The organism is Anoxybacillus gonensis (assembly GCF_001187595.1).
Classification (GTDB): domain Bacteria; phylum Bacillota; class Bacilli; order Bacillales; family Anoxybacillaceae; genus Anoxybacillus; species Anoxybacillus gonensis.
Window position 1 is genome coordinate 720834 of sequence record NZ_CP012152.1, and the last position, 15513, is coordinate 736346.

At 39.5% G+C, this 15513-nt stretch carries 14 protein-coding genes and 2 pseudogenes; 10 read left to right on the top strand and 6 right to left on the bottom strand.

The window, feature by feature from the left end:
- Nucleotides 1–463: 463 nt before the first annotated feature.
- The 3 genes and pseudogenes from tnpC to AFK25_RS03970 all read right to left on the bottom strand — a co-directional run.
- Nucleotides 464–1378, bottom strand: a pseudogene (gene tnpC / locus AFK25_RS03960) (IS66 family transposase); the annotation flags it as partial.
- Nucleotides 1379–1743: 365 nt separating this feature from the next.
- A complete protein-coding gene (locus AFK25_RS03965; RefSeq protein WP_035067768.1) occupies nucleotides 1744–2016 on the bottom strand; it encodes a DUF3986 family protein in 273 nt (90 codons plus the stop codon).
- 323 nt (nucleotides 2017–2339) lie between these two features.
- Entirely contained in the window at nucleotides 2340–2786 is a 447-nt protein-coding gene (locus AFK25_RS03970) for a DMT family transporter (RefSeq protein WP_049720865.1), read from the bottom strand.
- Here AFK25_RS03970 and AFK25_RS14980 point away from each other — a divergent pair.
- Nucleotides 2785–2964, top strand: a complete 180-nt coding sequence (locus tag AFK25_RS14980; RefSeq protein WP_049720866.1) for a hypothetical protein — start codon at nucleotides 2785–2787, stop codon at nucleotides 2962–2964. The two genes, AFK25_RS03970 and AFK25_RS14980, sit on opposite strands and share 2 nt — an antisense overlap.
- A gap of 657 nt (nucleotides 2965–3621) precedes the next feature.
- Nucleotides 3622–4059: a GNAT family N-acetyltransferase gene (locus AFK25_RS03980; protein WP_035067766.1), complete on the top strand. Its 438-nt coding sequence runs from the start codon at nucleotides 3622–3624 to the stop codon at nucleotides 4057–4059.
- 92 nt (nucleotides 4060–4151) lie between these two features.
- Here AFK25_RS03980 and AFK25_RS03985 read toward each other — a convergent pair whose 3' ends face one another.
- Complete coding sequence (locus AFK25_RS03985; protein WP_035067763.1) at nucleotides 4152–4664, bottom strand: IS630 family transposase; 513 nt, start codon at nucleotides 4662–4664, stop codon at nucleotides 4152–4154.
- Nucleotides 4665–5018: 354 nt separating this feature from the next.
- Between AFK25_RS03985 and AFK25_RS03990 the strand changes: the two genes are divergently transcribed.
- The 3 genes and pseudogenes from AFK25_RS03990 to AFK25_RS04000 form a co-directional block, all read left to right on the top strand.
- Nucleotides 5019–5441 (top strand): NUDIX hydrolase, encoded by a 423-nt coding sequence (locus tag AFK25_RS03990; RefSeq protein ID WP_035067761.1) that lies wholly within the window; start codon nucleotides 5019–5021, stop codon nucleotides 5439–5441.
- Between the two features lie 365 nt (nucleotides 5442–5806).
- A complete protein-coding gene (locus tag AFK25_RS03995) occupies nucleotides 5807–7060 on the top strand; it encodes a PDDEXK-like family protein (protein WP_035067759.1) in 1254 nt (417 codons plus the stop codon).
- Between the two features lie 361 nt (nucleotides 7061–7421).
- Nucleotides 7422–7895, top strand: a pseudogene (locus tag AFK25_RS04000) (DUF6444 domain-containing protein); the annotation flags it as partial.
- Nucleotides 7896–8043: 148 nt separating this feature from the next.
- Here AFK25_RS04000 and AFK25_RS04005 read toward each other — a convergent pair.
- Both AFK25_RS04005 and AFK25_RS04010 read right to left on the bottom strand, forming a co-directional pair.
- On the bottom strand, nucleotides 8044–8547 hold the full coding sequence (locus tag AFK25_RS04005; RefSeq protein ID WP_240483471.1) for an IS630 family transposase: 504 nt from the start codon (nucleotides 8545–8547) through the stop codon (nucleotides 8044–8046).
- Nucleotides 8548–8573: 26 nt separating this feature from the next.
- Nucleotides 8574–9104, bottom strand: coding sequence for a winged helix-turn-helix domain-containing protein (locus tag AFK25_RS04010; protein ID WP_035067481.1), 531 nt, complete (start codon nucleotides 9102–9104; stop codon nucleotides 8574–8576).
- 356 nt (nucleotides 9105–9460) lie between these two features.
- On the opposite strand from AFK25_RS04010, the gene AFK25_RS04015 reads away from it, so the two are divergent.
- The 5 genes from AFK25_RS04015 to AFK25_RS04030 all read left to right on the top strand — a co-directional run bounded on the left by AFK25_RS04015 (nucleotide 9461) and on the right by AFK25_RS04030 (nucleotide 15461).
- The gene (locus AFK25_RS04015) at nucleotides 9461–11191 is read left to right on the top strand and encodes an ABC transporter ATP-binding protein (RefSeq protein WP_035067478.1); all 1731 of its coding nucleotides are present in this window, start codon (nucleotides 9461–9463) and stop codon (nucleotides 11189–11191) included.
- Nucleotides 11185–12981, top strand: a complete 1797-nt coding sequence (locus AFK25_RS04020; protein ID WP_035067476.1) for an ABC transporter ATP-binding protein — start codon at nucleotides 11185–11187, stop codon at nucleotides 12979–12981. The genes AFK25_RS04015 and AFK25_RS04020 overlap by 7 nt, the downstream gene beginning before the upstream one ends.
- Nucleotides 12982–13094: 113 nt before the next feature.
- Complete coding sequence (locus AFK25_RS15290) at nucleotides 13095–13217, top strand: hypothetical protein (protein ID WP_006323349.1); 123 nt, start codon at nucleotides 13095–13097, stop codon at nucleotides 13215–13217.
- A 521-nt stretch (nucleotides 13218–13738) separates the two neighbouring features.
- Nucleotides 13739–14572: a pirin family protein gene (locus AFK25_RS04025; RefSeq protein ID WP_035067474.1), complete on the top strand. Its 834-nt coding sequence runs from the start codon at nucleotides 13739–13741 to the stop codon at nucleotides 14570–14572.
- A 154-nt stretch (nucleotides 14573–14726) separates the two neighbouring features.
- Nucleotides 14727–15461 (top strand): metallophosphoesterase family protein, encoded by a 735-nt coding sequence (locus AFK25_RS04030; protein WP_035067472.1) that lies wholly within the window; start codon nucleotides 14727–14729, stop codon nucleotides 15459–15461.
- Nucleotides 15462–15513: the final 52 nt, after the last annotated feature.

Sequence of the window (15513 nt, forward strand, 5' to 3'; positions counted from 1 at the left end):
AGCTCCTTTTCATAAACATATAGGATTTTTGATTATTCTAACTGTACTTGAGCAAATTTACAATGAAGCAGAAAAAGAGATACGAACCGATTCCTTGGTTAGAATAGAATGTACCATCAAATTCCCCAATCAAGGACAAGGAGGGAAGATGGAAAATTGGAAGGGAATTTTTTATGGGAACAGAAGCTCTCCAACTGATTGGAGAGACGTTTACTTGATAAACACTCCAAATTAAAACATTTTCATTAGCATCATTGTCGATTTCTACTAGAATCGAAACAGTATGATGGAAATCATATGAACAAAAGGAGTATATAAACATGGATTCGATGATGTATAAAATTTTGTGTAAAGCATTTTACTAGATCAAAAGAAAAAAGGTAGGGTATTGTAACTATTCATCCCGATAGTAGTATGTAAAGAAGCGCAACACAAATAAGGCATCCCCGTAATAGAAAATGCCCTAAGTGGTAGAAAGAACACGATCGAGCGTTTCGCCTGTCAACAGAAGACATAACGAATCCCACACGTTTTTTTCGTGTTTCGTCAGTGTGGAAATGATGCTTCTTGTGATGCAAAAAGACTGGGCGAATGTTTCTTCGCGAAATGTACCCGAAATGTTCTCTTTGACTTTAACCATGCGAAGATCGCGTTCGGCTTGGTTGTTATCAAAGGGAACATGCACTTCACGTAAGAAACGCAACGCTTCTTCCTTTCATTTTTGAAGGCGTCGAACAAAAGCGAGTGCTTTTTTCGGAAGAGGCATCTTTGTTTCCAATCGGTGTTGTGCTCTTTCTAGGATACGATCATACGCACGTTCCAACCGTCTCGCTTCTTCTTCGGAAAGTGCACCGTGATGGGCTTCAACGGCTTGCTTGGCGGCTAGCAGAAACGTGGTCATGCGCGCTGCCCATGTATGCCCTTGTTCGGTGAAACCCTTCAATTCACGCAAATGATGGACGTGACAAAGGGCATGGGTGGCTTGTGTGTATTTCGGATACGTACCGAACTCATCGTGCATCATCGTCCCTTCATATCGGTGAAGAATCCCGATATCATCGGTCGCTTTTTTTCCACGAGAAGCGTGAGGAGCCAAGTATGTATATCTCGATGTACACGCGACATGCACCCATGCGAGTTTCCCATTGATGCGCAAACTTGTTTCATCGACATGCAGGATGTTGGATTCAAGTAAGGCGTCTTCGATGATGTCCATATTTGATTCCAGCGCTTCGCGTCCTCGTTTCACCATATTGGCAAGGGTTCCTGTACTAATCGAGTGTTGATATAACGCTTCGATTGTATCACTTAAACGCTTGTACGGGATCAATTGGATATGATGTAAATAAACAACGAGCGCTGTGAGCCGTGGACCGTATTAAAACGGTGCCAGGCACTGTTCGTAAATGCGAGCGTCTCATGCTTGGACATTTTTCTTCAAAAAACGGCGACCTTTATCAACGAACAGAACTGACGGCCAAACAAGCGCTATTCCTTGCGGCTCTAGGGCTGGAACCCCCTCCAAAGATTCTAGGCATCCACCCTCGCGCCTAGATACACGCCCGAAGTGTGCCCAAATGCCTCCGATCCCTTTTGTATCAAGGGGCGAGAGGCATTTTGTTTGCCTAGTGACTGTCGAACTCGGGTATACCATTAGAATTGAAAAATACCCCAAGTGTTTTTCATCACTTGGGGCATGGATTGAAGTTACGTTAGCAAATTCGTTCCTTATTTCTTATATTTTTATATTATATTATTTGCTTTTAACCATTCTTCAAATAGCTTACTTCCGACTTCATAAGATAAATCATCTGCATCAACAGTAAAAATCTTGTAACCATATTTTTCATGGAAATCATACTTATCTAATATTTTTTTAACTAATGTAGTATTTTGTTCATTATCTAAAAAAACTACCCATTTATTTTCATTCTGAATTTTATATGCGACTGCTTCTAAATCAACATTGTTCTCATAATATCCTAAATGAAGATGCTGATTTGGATCAAATTTCACGTTTATTCACTCCCTATAATTGATTTGATTACCATATGAAGTGATGTTTTTTCATATTAGGAGCTACATGATAATGTAGATAAGGTCCTTTTCCGTCAATATAATGATAATCTAATCTAAAACCCGTGGTGCTAGATAAACTCAAACAAGCATAAAAATAGCCCTTGCATGAGGATCTCCTTAAAATGAAAGTGCAACCAAACATTGAAAAGGAGAATCCCTATGCAAGAGCACTTTCATTTTACTACAGATCGGGCCAAGATTCAAAAGCAATATGCTGCCATTTTCTCAAACGGTGCCAGGCACTGTTCGTAAATTCACATTTAAACTGTGACAAGCTGACGACATGTCAGCTTTTTTATTCGACAGATGGCGCGTATCGCCTTACATGTTTCCGCGGCATTTCGGCGTATAAAATGCCAAAAGATGTACCCTTTGATTGACAATACTTCTCCTAAAAACAAATAGCCAAACAGCACCGCAAATACAGGTTCGAGGGAGAAAATCAGTCCAGCGTGGGTAGCGGTCGTATATTTTTGGGCGACCGTTTGTACGACAAGCCTGATGGCGCTGCACAAAATGCCTAAAGCGACAATTGCCACCCATGCGCTCGATGTCGGAACCGTTGGCGATTCGAGCCAAAGCGAAACGAACAAGCTGATGATCCCGCAAGCACTGAGCTGCAAAATGCCGAGCGCAATCGAATCGGAATGTTTTGTCAATTGACCGGTCACGACAATATGCGCCGCATAGGAAACAGCCGCGAGCATGCATAATAGATCGCCTTGTTTCATTGGGATAGAAGGAGAACATTATCGGACGATTGGCATTGCGGCAACATCGTTTTTTCATCTTTCCCCAGCGGCGAAAATGTTTATTCGTTGCCTCTTCCAATGGCTGACTGAACAAGCATTGCTTGATTTTCCAGCCGAAAGATACTTTCGTTAAAAGATAGCAAACAACGTCTAAAAATATATTGTTCACCACTTCACATCTGTCGTCGACCTCCAATCTTGCAAAAACTCCGGGGGATCGACGACAATTTGCTTTTTGCAACTTTTTTAGACGTATCAAGGCATAAAAACTATTGACTGAATTTTCAAATGTATGTATAATGATACTGTGTAGCTTTTCCATGTGTTGATTTATCAGCACTTTTTGGGGTTTGTATCGTACCTATGAGGAATTGAAACAAACGTTTGATTCAGACGTAAATGAAGTGACTCGCGCGGGTTTGTATCGTACCTATGAGGAATTGAAACTCTCAAGCTTCTTCCAGTCAAACAACAGGAAAATAGTTTGTATCGTACCTATGAGGAATTGAAACTACATGCTTTTCACCTCAAATGAAAAACGCCACCCCAGTTTGTATCGTACCTATGAGGAATTGAAACATTTACATTTTCCGCATTTTCGTTTTTATTTTCTTTGTTTGTATCGTACCTATGAGGAATTTCTCCCTCCCTTCAAACGGTGCCAGGCACTGTTCGTATGTATTTGAAATGACAGAAACTTTTGAAAGTCTCCGTCTATCTAAGTTCAGTGCTTAAAAAGGTCATTAACGGGCAATCGGCTTATAAATACTGGGAGAGGAGAACTCAATTTATGGAAATTAGAAAACCAAACGATTCGGAATATAAAAAGATTTTATCACTTTCACCACAAGCATTATTCGAAGGTACATTAGGCGAAGCAAAACCGTCAGATGAAAAAGTCAAACAACTTATTGAACCATTATTGCAGAAAGGAAGCTATTATTTGATAGCAACTGAAGGCGATAATCTAATTGGTTGGATTCTTATAGGAACAAGTAAAGACCAATTTACTGGAAAGATATATGGATTTATTTATGAATTGTTTGTGTTAGAGGAATTTAGGGGAAATGGAATTTCAAAACAATTGATGGAAACTGGTATCGAACATCTTAAACAAGATGGATATTCAGAGGTTCGCTTAAGTGTATATGCAGGAAATCAAGCGATTAAACTGTACGAAAAATTAGGATTCAAAAATAGAACCATTACAATGAGTATGAACATATAAAGCAAACATCTTTATTGAATATCTAATAGACTGGTTTATTGAGAATTGGGGAACGTTTTATATACATCCAATTTAAAATTTTAACCTCTGGTTCACACAGCACACCCCATGCGGCGTAACACCTCATCTGGATGTTGTAAGACGTACTGTTCAAAGCGAGTAATGGATTGGGCAATGTCATTTTGATCTTTGTGAAAAACGTTGGCAATTACCTCATCTTTCAACCACTTCCATAACCGTTCAATCGGGTTCAACTGTGGAGAATACGGTGGAAAAAAGATGAAATGAAAAGCAGCACCTTCCTCGCCATCAAGAAAGGCTTGTACCATCTTGGTATGATGAATACGCGCATTGTCCAACACAAGCACGAGGAATCGATCAGCATATTTCTCTTTCAATCGGCGCAAAAAGTCAAGGAACGTTTCGGCATTGGCGGATGATGCACGATGAAACACCACATCGCCTTGTTGAACGTCAACTGCACCAAAAATGGACACATGGTCATGGTGTCCGTATCTTGGCACCTGTTTTTGATTTCCTACTTCTGCCCATGTCGTACGCAACGCTTGATAGGCACGAACATGTGTCTCATCCACATAAAACATGGTAACATTCTCAAACGGTGCCAGGCACTGTTCGTAATTTTGTTTGGGATAGGCATTAACTACAAGCCGTAACTTTACTGCAGCAAAAGCGAAAAGGACAGTCCAAATTAAGGCTGTCCTTTTTCAATATAGGAACGTGTTGCAGAAGACATAGATACATACATATAAAACAAATACCAAATATCCCAAATTTATCTTGATATATTTTACTAGAACATTAGATTATTCCATGGATACAAAAATGAAATTATTCATTTTATAATTGGCTTAAACAACCATAAAAGTGATTCTTCTTAATTCGTTAATCGAGCGAAAGCAACCGTGTTATATTCATAATGAGGAAAGGTGCTTGAAATGACAAGTTTAAATGAAATTGTTGTAGTTTTGAAAGGGTTTATTTTACACAAAGGCAAGGTGTTAATGGTACAACGTGCTCATGATGATGAAGTGGGCGGCGGAACGTGGGAGTTAGTCGGAGGACAAATACGCTTTGGAGAAGATTTAGAAACGGCGCTGTTGCGAGAAATCCAAGAAGAAGTTGGATTGGATGTGACGGTGGAGCGGATTTTATATGCGACGACGTTTCAAACGCACGCAACGCGACAAGTTGTCATTCTTACATACTTATGCAAAAGCGATCATCATGAGGTTTTTCTTTCGCAAGAACATATCGATTATCGCTGGTCAACTAAAGAACAATCGCGAGAACTGCTACCTCCGGCCATTCTTCACGACTTCGAAAGAAATGACGTGTTTTCGTTGGAAGAATGGGTATAGAGCAGAGATGGAAGATAGCTAAATGAGTTCAGTTCATGCCGAGTAAGATCCACGGACCGCACTATCCAAACAAGAAGGTTTGTTAAGTTTGCCCAAAATTTACATGGAGGACAGTAAATGCTATATGCCCCTGATTTATTAGTGGAAGATCAAATTTACTTGGGTTCTCTTCCAAACAATTGAGTATCCGTTGGTCACAGGGACAACAATTTATTATGAATTTACTTTTGTACGCCAATATACGTGACAAGCTGAGAGGTGATATTAAAAAACGAGAAAGGAAATAAAATCAATTGATAACTGAGACTCAAAATATAGCTTATTTAAGCTAACAGAGATACTTTCATAGATGAGGTGGTATATTCATGCAACTTAATACAGAAGAACGAGAAAGACTGGTTCAACAAATCACTCGTTTTGTTTCAAATAATGATTTACTTGAAAAATTAAATGCAAAGCTAAATGAATTTAATCCATTCGAAGTTTTAAAAGTTACTCATCATGAAATACGCCATTCTAATGTGTTAAGTTGGCTGCTGCATCCAAAAGAAAGCCATTTTATGGGTGATTACTTTCTGAAAAAAATCATTAGTGAGGTACTATGTGGTGATGTAGTTCGTAAAAACCATAGTTTACAGATAACAGATATTCTAGTTAACGACTTTCATGATGCAGAAGTTTTCAGGGAATGGAGAAACATTGATTTAGTTATAATTTCAAAGAAAAACAGCTTTGTACTTTTTATTGAAAACAAGGTACATGCTGGATTGGCGAGCCATCAACTCGAAAAATATTTAGAAACGATTAAACAGACCTTTCCTACTATGAAACATATTGTTCCTGTATTTTTAACATTAAATAGTGATGAAGCTCCCCATGATGAATACTACAGTCTGAGCCACTCACAAATTCTTAACATTTTAAAGCTGGCGCTTGAAATGTATAAGGATCGCATGAGCAACAAAATATATGATTTTATATATTATTACATACGAACATTGGAGGATCTTACTATGCAAGATGAACAACTTATTGCATTATGTAGTGAAATTTATAAACAACATAAAGAAGCGATTGACGCTATAGTGAAATATGGCATGGTGTTAAACTCAAGTTTACATCAAGCGGTAGAAAAACTAAAAGAAAATAACAATTTGGATATAATTGACTCCACACAAGATAATCGTTTCTTTAAAAATGATAAGGAGTTGTGGTTCATACCGACTTTCCTTGCTAAAAACTTACCTTCTTTAATAAGAAAATGGAAGTCACCATTTCCGGTTGCCTACTTCTTTGTTAGAGAAGAAAAGAAACTTCGACTTATATTAGAGGTAGGTCCTATCCAAGATGGGCAAATACGTCTACAGCTTTTAAATGAAATTGTGAAACATAACAGCCAGCTTTTTTCAGCTAAAAGCTCTGCATTAACAAATGTAAACGGCACATTTACAAGAATACGACACTCGAGTATTGATATAACGGATTGGAATGATATTGATTATTTAAGTGAACGTATTAATGATTTTCTTGTTAACGATTTCAAATATGATGAAGTAAACAAAGTTTTGATGGATATCCTGCAAAATTATGATTCAAGTAAAATAGGTCAGCAAATATAAGGAATAGAGCGGCGTACCGGATAGAATCATAGTGAATTTCTTAAAATAAGAAAAGAGATTGAGTATATCGTAAGACAAAGGAAATCAAAGAAAGATAAAATATGTTTCGAAAGTTTGATGTTCTTGTATTTATCAGTGGAACAATTAAAACCATCTATAAAGTTATGATCTAATATAGTGAATAACAAAACAAATCGCTTAAAGGGATTGAATTAGCTTTTGGAGGGAATCGATAACTTGAATAAATCAATTAATCGCTTGTCCATTTTTGTAACTATTCAGCCACATCATAAAGTGAGCTGAATATTTTCTTCTTTCCTTGTCTATGATGTGAATACTGATAGACAAGGAGGTGAATCGCATGTTGACGGTACAACAAGCTGTATTTACAGTTGAGAGCTTAATCGGCAAAGTTCAACAACAAAAACAGCTCATTCATCAACTCGTTCAAGAAAATGAACATTTGCGTCACGAAAACAAACAACTACGCAAAGAAAATGAACAACTGAAGTACCGTGTTCAAGAGCTGGAAGCACGCACGAAAAAAAACAGCTCCAATAGCCATTTGCCCCCATCTTCTGACCGTTTTCACACCCATTCTTCTCGCAAGCCATCTGGCAACAAGCCAGGCGGACAAGAAGGACATCAAGGAACGACGCTCCGTCAAGTGGAACATCCACATCATCGCATCGTCCACCGTGTGCATACGTGTCAAGGATGTGGGGCCTCTTTGCGTGAAGTCAAACCGTTCAAAGTCGATATCCGAACATTCGCCCAGTCTTTTTGTATCACAAGAAGCATCGTTTCCACACTGACGAAACACGAAAAAAACGTGTGGGATTCGTTATGTCTTCTGTTGACAGGCGAAACGCTCGATCGTGTTCTTTCTACCACTTAGGGCATTTTCTATTACGGGGATGCCCTATTTGTGTTGCGCTTCTTTACATACTATATACATCCAAATTGGCATTTTAACCTCTGATTCACACAGCACACCCCATGCGGCGTAACACCTCATCTGGATGTTGTAAGACGTACTGTTCAAAGCGAGTAATGGATTGGGCAATGTCATTTTGATCCTTGTGAAAAACGTTGGCAATCACCTCATCTTTCAACCACTTCCATAACCGTTCAATCGGGTTCAACTGTGGAGAATACGGTGGAAAAAAGATGAAATGAAAAGCAGCACCTTCCTCGCCATCAAGAAAGGCTTGTACCATCTTGGCATGATGAATACGCGCATTGTCCAACACAAGCACGAGGAATCGGTCCGTATATTTCTCTTTCAATCGGCGCAAAAAGTCGAGGAACGTTTCGGCATTGGCGGATGATGCGCGATGAAATACCACATCGCCTTGTTGAACATCGACGGCGCCAAAAATAGAAACGTGGGCGTGGTGACCGTAGCTCGGCACGTGTTTTTGATTTCCTACTTCTGCCCATGTCGTACGTAGCGCTTGATAAGCACGAACATGTGTCTCATCCACATAAAACAGCATGGCATTCTCGGTAATTAGTTTTTTTTTATAAATTCAAGTTCTCTTTGAAAAGCAGCTTGACGCTTAGCGTCTCCTTTGACGAGCTTATACGTCGGGCGTGTCCATGACAAACGCAAACGATGCAACAACTTGCGAATCCCTTCCCGTGACATGGAAACACCATAGGTTTGTTGAATGTAAGATTGTAAAATGCGCGTGTTCCATGACGAAGCGATGCCCCAGCCAGCATCCACAGGTGTAGTAGTTAACACGAGTTGTCTGATTTCTTGTTGTTGTTCTTCCGTAAGAAATGGCACGCGACCAGGTGGTAAGCGACGATCGAGTAGATGATCGAGCCTACCTTGATTAAAACGTGCAACGTAGAGGGCAACCGATTGACGGCATACGTTGACCATTTTTGCGACATCTTTACCGAGGTGACCTTCCATAACAAGACGAACAGCGGTCACCCGAACACGAAGGGAAGCATCTTTGATTTTCCGTTCTTGTTTCCGAAGTGTTCGAGGTGTCCAACCGTGATCATTTGTGATTTTCAAACGTTTCATGCCAATTCCGCTCCTTTTACACATGAGTATTTAGGAGCAGTATAGCCATGAAAAAATGTGTTCATACAGAAGTCATCGTTTTAAAGTGCATGTATATACTATCGGGATGAATAGTTACGAGAACCGCTTAGTTAAACAAGGAAATTGAGTTGATTTGTAGAATAGATATTTTAACAGTAAGCAAATCGTAAGAGTACTGAATTTGAAAAGGATTCAAGTATTTATGATATTCTCCAGCAACATTTTTTAAACGATTTCCCGCTTCTTGATTTTTAGAATCAGAAGTAAAAATATGTAAAAAGAGACTGAAAAAAGTTAGAATAAAGTGAAAAGTAATTTTTGTTTGGGGGTTTTACATGTTTGGTGTGCTAGCGTATTTAAAACCATATACGAAATGGATGATACTAGCATGGGGGCTTATGCTTATTGAATTAGCTACTGAGCTGTGGCATCCATTGCTGATGGCAAAAATCATTGACGACGGAATACTGCAACACGATTTTTCTGTCGTCTGGAAGTGGGGGAGCATCATGATGAGCACTTCCCTTATTGCTTTTATGGCTGGAATCGCCAACTCTTTTGTGGCTGCTTACGTTGGTCAAAATTACGGGTTTGCTTTGAGAAATCGTTTATTCGAAAAAGTTCAATCGTTTTCTTTTTCTAATTTTCATCAATTCCCGACGTCTTCTTTAATTACGCGAATGACAAACGATGTCACGCAAATCCAAAACACCGTGTTTATGAGTTTGCGTATTATGCTGCGGGCGCCGCTGTTAGTGTTGTTCGGTACGGTGATGGCGCTTTATGTTCATTTTAAACTCGCGCTTATTTTAGTTTTCACGGTTCCGATTTTATTATTGTTTCTTATATGGATGATGAATAAAGGGATGGCATTATTTAAAATGGTGCAGCAAAAACTCGACCAAGTCAATGAAGTGATGCGGGAGAATTTAACGGGAATGAAATTCATTAAAGCAATGATGAGAGGGGAACATGAACAGCGGCGTTTTACAAAAGTGAATGAAGATTTGATGAACCGCACCATTCGATCATTGCAAACCATGGAACTCTCAATGCCTGTTCTGTTATTCGTTATGAACATAGCGATTATCCTTATTCTCTGGTTTGGTGATATAAACATTCAAATAGGCAGCGCAAAAGCAGGAGAGGTGGTGGCGATTGTTAACTATGCTACACGTATTACCTCGGCTTTATCGATTTTTACGTTTATTCTCATCGTTTTTTCCCGGGCCAAAGCATCGGCGCGGCGGGTCTCAGAAGTGCTGGCAGTAAACATCGATTTGTCAGATCGTGAAGAAACTAATTATGAAACAACGATCAAAGAAGGCAAAGTCATATTTGAAGATGTTCACTTCCAATACTCAAATTCTCAAGTTCCCGTTTTAAAAAATATTTCGTTTATTGCCCATCCCGGGGAAACGATTGCCATTTTAGGAGCGACCGGGTCGGGAAAATCTTCTTTATTGCAACTAATTCCGCGGTTGTATGATGTGAATAAAGGTCGGGTTTTGATTGATGGCATCGATGTTCGCGACATGAATCAGGAAATGTTGCGAAAACAAATCGGCTTTGTTCCGCAAGAAGTTTTATTGTTTTCCGGAACGGTGAAAGAAAATATCGCTTTTGGGAAAGAAGACGCTTCAATGGAAGAAATGATAGAAGCAGCGAAACATGCGCAAATTCACGAAACGATTATGAAACTGCCAAACGGATATGATACGATTGTTGGACAAAAAGGTGTGAATCTCTCCGGTGGCCAAAAGCAGCGGCTTTCCATCGCAAGAGCGCTTATACGGAAGCCGAAAATTTTGCTGCTAGATGACAGTACAAGTGCACTCGATTTAAAAACAGAGGCGGAATTATTGAAATCTTTGAAATCATATACATGTACAACGTTCATTGTGACCCAAAAGGTAAGTACGGCCATGAAAGCGGATACGATTTTACTTCTCGATGAAGGGGCTTTATTAGCCAAAGGGAATCACGAATGTTTATCGAAAAGCTGTGCTCTATATCAAAAAATTGTGCAATCACAGCTTAATAGCGAGGAGAAATACATATGTTGAGGCCGCAGCATCATTGGAAAAAAACATCGGAACAAAAAGCAAACAAATTGTTTCGAACATTAAAAAGAATAGCAACACTCCTTTCAAAGCAAAAAGGAATGTTAGCTCTTGTGCTTCTCATGGTTGTCTTCAGCTCTTTTTTAAGTCTGTTTGGCCCTTATTTCATTGGAAAAATCATTGATGAACATATCGTCGTAAAAAAGCAAGACGGGCTCATTCAGTCGCTCATGATATTAGGTGGAGTGTATCTTTTTCTCTCTCTGTCTCTTTTTCTGCAAAATTATTGGATGATTGCGATTGCTCAAAAGACGGTTTATTCGTTAAGAAAACAGCTGTTTGAAAAGTTTCATAAACTCCCAATCCGCTTTTTCGAAGAACGGCAACACGGGGAGCTCATGAGCCGAATCACAAACGATATTGAAAATGTGAGCCAAACATTAAATAGTTCCATTATTCAATTGTTCTCAAGCACTCTTACGCTTGTTGGCGCGGTTATTGTAATGGTTTCGCTAAGTCCGCTGCTGACGGTTTTGACGTTAACAATTGTTCCAATGATGTTCTTTGGCATGAAATGGATTACGAACCGTACGCGGATGTTATTTAAAGAACAGCAGCGCAATTTAGGAGAGCTCAACGGCTTCATTGAAGAATCCATTTCTGGTCAAAAAATCATCAAAATGTTTTCACAAGAAAGACAGACGATTTCTGAATTTCAACGAAAAAACGAAAAGCTCAAACAATCCGGTTTTTGGGCGCAGACGTATTCCGGTTTTATTCCAAAGTTGATGAACGTATTAAACAATATCAGCTTTGCCATCATTGCCGGGATAGGAGGAGTGCTCGCGTTAAAAGGCCTCATTTCGATTGGCGTCATCGTTATTTTCGCGGAATATTCACGACAGTTTACCCGGCCTCTTAACGATCTTGCCAACCAATTTAATATGTTGCTGTCGGCGATGGCCGGGGCGGAACGAGTTTTTGAAATTATCGATATGGAAGAGGAAGAAGACGAAAAAGAGGCCGTTCATTTACGAAACATAAAAGGAGAAGTGGAGTTTCATCACGTCTCGTTTTCATATGAAAAAAGTCGGGAGACGATTCAAGATATTCATTTTCGCGTTTCTCCTGGTGAAACGGTGGCATTAGTCGGTCCGACAGGAGCAGGAAAAACAACGATTATTAACCTTCTTTCCCGCTTTTATGACCCGGATAGCGGACAGGTGTTTATTGACGGCTACGATATCAAACATATTAAAAGAGCGAGTCTTAGACAGCATATGGCGTTCGTTTTACAAGATACGTTCCTTTTTCAAGGGACGATTCGAGAAAATATTCGTTACAGCAGGCTAGATGCCAGTGACAAAGACGTGGAAGAAGCAGCCAAATTAGCGAATGCCCATTCGTTTATTATGAAGCTTCCAAACGGGTACGATACTGTTTTAAACGAAGAAGGAAGCGGAATCAGCCAAGGGCAAAAACAGCTTTTGGCGATTGCCAGAGCGATTTTAGCCAACCCGTCCATCTTAATCTTAGACGAAGCGACAAGCAGTATTGATACAGTAACGGAGCTGAAAATACAAGAAGCGTTACAGCGGCTCATGAAAGGGAGAACAAGTTTTGTCATCGCCCATCGCTTAAATACGATTCGAAACGCTGACCAAATTATTGTGCTTCACGAAGGACGCATTGTTGAAAAAGGCACCCATCATTCATTGTTAAAAGCAAAAGGGTTTTATTACGAACTGTATCATGCTGGTACCGATCAATTTAACATTTCAAGGGGAAGATAGAAATTTTTCTGTAAAAAATGAACAAGGAAACCGCTGTTTCCATTCGTTCTCAAACGTGATGTAAAACATTTGTATGTAATAATGTTTTATTTGGCAATGAAGAGGCACATTTTTTGATTGCGATGGATGATGCGGAAACATATATTAAGTATGAAGGTGAAGCAGGAAATGAGGGGGGAATAATGGAATATAAAACGATTATTTACCATTTTATTGAATTGATTAGGAAGGATTGAATGAATCCATTGGCAAGGATATAACGATGGAAACATTAAACATTTTCAATTCAAATATGTTACGAAAATAAAATAGAACAAAACTAAACAACGTCAACTAGAAACAGGAGGAGAGCCTTGTCAACTACCCCCACTTAGCTAACGCTTGAAGTGAGGGCTTGCAACTCCCCAGAAGTGCAAACGGACTTCGTCCTCCTTCCTTGACTTGGGGTTGCATCAGGGGCAGGTTGACGACTACCCAACGACGCAGGTCATGCCTGCATCGTTACCGATTCTCTCGGTGTGTCTGTTGGCAGTACTTGGCTTCCACACACAACAGACGGACCTACGCTCGATGTTTTACGGTTACAACGTTTCCTGTAACCAACTCCATACATCGAGTAGCAGTTATTGGAGTGCCTTTATTGAACGGTTTTCTCCACGCCTTTATTATATCATACACAAAAGAAAGGGGGAACGCGCATTCCTCTCCCACTTACTCCCTTTGGTCGTTGAAGTGGGAGTCTCCTGCGCGAAATAGGATGAAAGCACAACGAGGCATTCGTCGTATTAAGACAGTGCAGTACCAAACAAACAGCCCAATTCACCAGAATGGTTTTGTTTTAGAACCGGGAAATTGGCAAGAATACGACCCGTTCTTAATGCTTGCCGAAGATTTTTTTCAAAGAGGAACGTTCGATCTTCATCCGCATCGCGGCATTGAAACGGTGACATATGTGATTGATGGGGTGCTTGAACATTTTGACAATAAAGCAGGTTATGGAAAACTGGAGCCGGGAGATGTGCAATGGATGACAGCTGGGAGAGGTGTCATTCATAAAGAAGACCCAGCACCTGGTTCTACTGTGCATAGCCTGCAGTTATGGATTAACTTACCGAGCTCGAAAAAAATGACCGAGCCTCGTTATCAAAATTTAAAAAGTAAGGATATGCCTGTGCGTAAAGAAGAAGGGGCTATTATTCGAGTTTTTTCTGGTTCATCAAAAGGAGTACAGGCTTCAACCCTTAATCATGTTCCTGTTACGATGGTAGAAATGTTGCTAGAGCCAGGAGCGAGTGTTGTACAAGATTTGCCGGGAAGTTATAACGGCTTTCTTTATATTTTAGAAGGAAGCGGAACTTTTGGGATCGATGAAACAGAAGGACATAAAGGACAAGTGTTATTTTTAAGTTCAGCGGACGGAGCTTCCGAGAGCGAAATTAAAATCACTGCTAAAGAAAAACTTCGCATTCTCCTGTATGCAGGTGAGCCAATAAATGAACCCGTTGTCGCATACGGACCGTTTGTCATGAATACAAAAGAAGAGATTCGTCAAGCTATTCTTGATTATCAAACAGGGAAGTTCGATGAATGAAACGGCTTTTATTTTTTATGAACTGAGGGAAAACGCCTTTATTCTTGAATAAAAGGACAAGAACGCCTAATAGGTTGATAGAATGATGGTCTTAGGTATGAAAAAAACAATCACCAAAATATTCTAAATTAATAAATAATTGGAGAGGGGAGTTTTGGAAACAAAATTAGCAATCATAACCGATATTCACGGCAACAGTGCTGCCTTGCGAGCGGTATTGGATGATATTGACAGAAATAATCCAGTAGAACATATTTACTGCCTAGGTGATTTAGTGGCGATTGGACACGAAACAAACAAAGTTCTTGAACTTTTATTTTCCCGCAATGATATATCTTATGTTATGGGGAATCATGATGAAGCCATTTTAAACATAATGAAAGGGAAAGAACCGGGAAGTGTGGGCGAAGAAAAAGAACATCATCAATGGATTGCTTCACAGCTGGACAAAAAGTTTATTCCCGCTTTATCGAAAATACCGAAAAAATTATATGCCGAATACAATGGGAAAAAATTATTATTTGTGCATTATCATTTGAACGAAGAAAATCAGTTTATCCCTATTGATCAACAACCAACAATAAAGAAACTTGACGAACTATATAAAACTTCTGACGTAGATGTCGTTTGTTTCGGTCATCATCATATACTACATCATTTTAGATCTAAGGAGAGGCTTTATATTAATCCGGGCGCTTTAGGCTGTTATCACAAGCCTCTAGCTCCATACGCTATTCTAAACATCGGTGCGGAAGGAATCAGTGTCACTTTCAAAGAAGTAGCGTATGACAATCGGGAATTTTTGCTTGCCTACGACAAACTGAAGGTCCCAGCCCGTGATTTTATTCTTCGTGTTTTTTACGGAAATCAACATTTGCAATTTAACTAAATTCTGTTTTCAACTAATGAAATAGACTTAGTGAAGAAAGAAAAGTGAGGAT

Excerpts from the sequence above, each read along its gene's own strand:
- AFK25_RS14980 (WP_049720866.1), top strand. The coding sequence starts at position 2,785 with ATGCATAATAGATCGCCTTGTTTCATTGGGATAGAAGGAGAACATTAT.
- AFK25_RS03970 (WP_049720865.1), bottom strand. The coding sequence starts at position 2,786 with ATGCTCGCGGCTGTTTCCTATGCGGCGCATATTGTCGTGACCGGTCAA.
- AFK25_RS03980 (WP_035067766.1), top strand. The coding sequence starts at position 3,622 with ATGGAAATTAGAAAACCAAACGATTCGGAATATAAAAAGATTTTATCA.
- AFK25_RS03985 (WP_035067763.1), bottom strand. The coding sequence starts at position 4,664 with ATGTTTTATGTGGATGAGACACATGTTCGTGCCTATCAAGCGTTGCGT.
- AFK25_RS03990 (WP_035067761.1), top strand. The coding sequence starts at position 5,019 with ATGACAAGTTTAAATGAAATTGTTGTAGTTTTGAAAGGGTTTATTTTA.
- AFK25_RS03995 (WP_035067759.1), top strand. The coding sequence starts at position 5,807 with ATGCAACTTAATACAGAAGAACGAGAAAGACTGGTTCAACAAATCACT.
- AFK25_RS04010 (WP_035067481.1), bottom strand. The coding sequence starts at position 9,104 with ATGAAACGTTTGAAAATCACAAATGATCACGGTTGGACACCTCGAACA.
- AFK25_RS04015 (WP_035067478.1), top strand. The coding sequence starts at position 9,461 with ATGTTTGGTGTGCTAGCGTATTTAAAACCATATACGAAATGGATGATA.
- AFK25_RS04020 (WP_035067476.1), top strand. The coding sequence starts at position 11,185 with ATGTTGAGGCCGCAGCATCATTGGAAAAAAACATCGGAACAAAAAGCA.
- AFK25_RS04025 (WP_035067474.1), top strand. The coding sequence starts at position 13,739 with ATGAAAGCACAACGAGGCATTCGTCGTATTAAGACAGTGCAGTACCAA.